Origin of the sequence: Mesorhizobium sp. M7A.F.Ca.CA.002.09.1.1 (genome assembly GCF_003998555.1) — a bacterium.
GTDB classification, from domain to species: domain Bacteria; phylum Pseudomonadota; class Alphaproteobacteria; order Rhizobiales; family Rhizobiaceae; genus Mesorhizobium; species Mesorhizobium ciceri.
On record NZ_RZRR01000681.1, the window covers coordinates 1 to 3,144 of the forward strand.

Genomic DNA, 3,144 nt, shown 5'->3' on the forward strand with positions numbered 1-3,144 from the left:
CTCTATGAGGGTGTCGGCTCGGTCGACGCCATCGACACCGCGATGCGGCTCGGCGCCAACCATCCGATGGGGCCGCTGCAGCTGGCTGACTTCATCGGGCTCGATACCTGCCTGTCGATCATGCAGGTGCTGCATGACGGCCTGTCGGACTCCAAGTACCGCCCTTGCCCGCTCCTGGTGAAATATGTCGAGGCCGGCTGGCTCGGCCGCAAGACCGGGCGCGGCTTCTACGACTATCGCGGCGAGCATCCCGTCCCGACGCGCTGAGCGGATCGTCGGCGCAAATCAGGGACAAGCCTTTCGGTTCAGCGGCGACGGGTCTATCAGGAGGCCACCGCCAGTGGCTCTGTCCGGCCATCCACGATCTGTGCGTCGGGCGCCACGGAGACACAGCCACGGCCCGCCGCCTTGGCGGCATAGCAAGCCGCATCGGCCCTGGCGATGATCTCGTCGACCTCGCCACAATTGGCATTGATCGCAGCCAACCCGATGCTGGCGCCGATCACGTGAGGACGGCCGTCCCAGGTGAAGTCTAGCCCGCCGATCGCATCGATGATGGAGCGCGCCGCGATCTTGGCGCCGGCTGCCGAACCCGATTTCAAAACGACCGCGAATTCGTCGCCGCCGAGGCGAGCGACGATGTCGTCTGGACCAAGCACGCCGCGAATAGCCACGGCAACCCGCTTCAGCAGCGCGTCTCCCGCCGCGTGGCCACCCGTGTCGTTGACCAGTTTGAAGTGGTCGAGGTCGATGAACATGAACTGATGTCCGGCGCCTCCGACCGACCTTGTCGTGTCGCCGACCAACCTTGTCGTGTCGGCGGTGCCGTCCTTGCGCGCCTGGTCGACGAGGTCCTCCATGGCGCGGATGAAGCTGGAGCGGTTGGCAAGGCCGGTCAGCGCATCGTGTGCCGCGGCGTGGGCGAGCTGGCGCTGCAGCGCGCGCGCATCGGTAAAGTCCTGGAAGACGATGACCAGCCCGCAGAATTCGTTGCGGTCGTTGACGATCGGCGACACCACCTGGCGGATGCTGCAGCGCGTGTCGTCGCGCCGGATGAGGACGGCGCGGCTGTTCTGGTCGGCGGGCGCATGAACGCCAACCGCGGGCCGGGTCACGCCGATCCTGTGCCCCGTCTCCTCGTCGACCGCCCAGTAGACATGGCCAAGCATCTTGCCGAGAGCCTCGCCGCCGGCAATCCCGGTCAGCTTTTCGGCGACCGGGTTCATGAAGGTGATCCGGTTTGCGGCATCGGTGCAGATGACGGCATCGCCGATCGATTGCAGCGTCACCCTCAGCCGCTCCTTTTCATCGGCAAGCATTGCCGCCGACACGGTGAGGCGCTCTTCGGCCTCCTTGCGGCGGGTGATGTCGGTCAAGCTGCCGATGGCCCTGATCAGCCGTCCATCCTCATCACGTTCGATGGCCTTGCCGCGGTCGAGGATCCACACCCAGTGGCCATCCTTGTGGCGCATCCTGAACTCGGCCTCAAAGAACGGTGTCTTGCCCTCGAGATGAGCGCGATCCGCTTCGGCGACAGTCTCGCGATCATCAGGATGGATCATCGTCAGCCAGCGGTCGGTGTCGCCATCGAGCTCGCCATCCGCATAGCCCAGCATCTTGACCCAGGTCGAGGAATAGGTCGTGCCGCCCTTGCGCATGTCGAGGTCCCAGACGCCCTGGCCGGCGCCGGCGAGCGCGAAATTCCAACGCGTTTCCGCTTCGGCAATGCGCGCCTCGGCCTGCTTGCGAGCGTCGATGTTCTCGATTTGCGAGACGAGATAGAGCGGGCGGCCGCTGGTCTCATCGCGAATGACCGAACCGGCAAGATGGGCCCAGACGGGCGTTCCGTCCTTGCGGAGATAGCGCTTCTCGAAATGGAAGGAATTGACCGTGCCCGCCTTCAGATCGTCCATCGTCTCCCGCCCGATCTGCTGGTCGTCGGGATGCGTGATCTGGAAGAAAGTCAGCGTCTCGATCTCTTCGCTTGTGTAGCCAAGCATGGCCGCGAAGGCCGGATTGGTCTGGCGGATGCGCCCATCGAGACCGACAACGACGATACCGATCGCTGAATCCTCCATGGCGCGGCGGAAGCGCAGCTCGCTCTCGGCGATCGGTTGGCGATCCATGCTGATCCTGCGGGTGGACAGGGGGGCGAGGAACAGCGCGCCCGCCGCCACTGCCATCGCGATCTGCAGGCAGAGTTTCAAGGCTTCGGTGCCCAGGTCCAGGCGCGACAGCAGGATCGAGGCCGCCAGCACGCCCAGGCCGGCGACGAGCAACGCCAGCCCTGCACGCCCAAGAGATTCTCGGCTGGTCAATCCTCGCCGCATCACGATACGTGCCACCCCCGTGCGCAAACGCATGTTCTCGCCTCAACCTTGGCGGATCGATTTTAAGGAAAGGTTGCGTCAGGCATTCCGGTGCCATCGCTAACCGGCAAACAATTGCCGGCATGATTAAGGATCGGTATGCGCGAGCGGGCGAGCGTGGCGCAACGCTACCAGCGCACGAAAAACCGTCCGCCGAGCGCGCCAAGCAATGCGAGCGCTGCAATGGCTATCGTGTACCAGGTGGCGACGAAAAGCGGCGAATCGTCGAAGCAGTGGGCGGCATAGAAGGTTGCCGCCAGCCCGCCGGCGAGCAGGCCTGCCACCGCACCGGCAAGCACCGGCCGTGTCGGCGCCCCGTAGCGCAGCATCCACAGGAAGATGGCAAGCGGACCGAGGCCGATCAGCGGGATGAAAGCCATGCAGATCATCATGTTGGAGCCGACCATTTTGGTTCCCCACAGCGCCTCCGGCACCATGAAAAGCTCCAGAACCACCGCCACGGCTACCAGCACTGGCGCCGCAGCCATCCCAACCATCGCCCGGCCCGTCGACGCACCCGGTGTCGACAAGGCGCGGATCAGGGCGAAGGCGCTGACGGCAAGCACGATGGTGAAAACGAATTTGGAAAGGAAGCGCATCGTGTGCGCGGCCGCCATGAAATCCGGGCGTGGGCCGATGGTCAGCAGGAAAACGACGGCCGCGATCACCGCTGCCGCACCGGCGGCCAGCCACCAGGCCGATTGCAGCGGCATCGCCTTGCTGGTTGCATCGGCGTCCAGCGCCTTGATGAGATCGTCCGTTCTCATGTCATTCC

Annotated in this window: 3 protein-coding genes; 1 reads left to right on the forward strand and 2 read right to left on the reverse strand. The window is 64.9% G+C overall.

The annotated features are described in order from the left end of the window. Positions 1-267, forward strand: a 267-nt coding sequence (locus EN994_RS24395) for a 3-hydroxyacyl-CoA dehydrogenase family protein (protein ID WP_245466075.1), incomplete at its 5' end; no start/stop codon positions are given. 56 nt (positions 268-323) lie between these two features. On the opposite strand, the gene EN994_RS24400 is transcribed toward EN994_RS24395, so the two are convergent. Together EN994_RS24400 and EN994_RS24405 are read right to left on the reverse strand one after the other, a co-directional pair. Then, positions 324-2,363 (reverse strand): PAS domain S-box protein, encoded by a 2,040-nt coding sequence (locus EN994_RS24400; protein ID WP_127307864.1) that lies wholly within the window; start codon positions 2,361-2,363, stop codon positions 324-326. Positions 2,364-2,497: 134 nt separating this feature from the next. Beyond that, positions 2,498-3,136 (reverse strand): NrsF family protein, encoded by a 639-nt coding sequence (locus EN994_RS24405; RefSeq protein ID WP_013529421.1) that lies wholly within the window; start codon positions 3,134-3,136, stop codon positions 2,498-2,500. Positions 3,137-3,144: the final 8 nt, after the last annotated feature.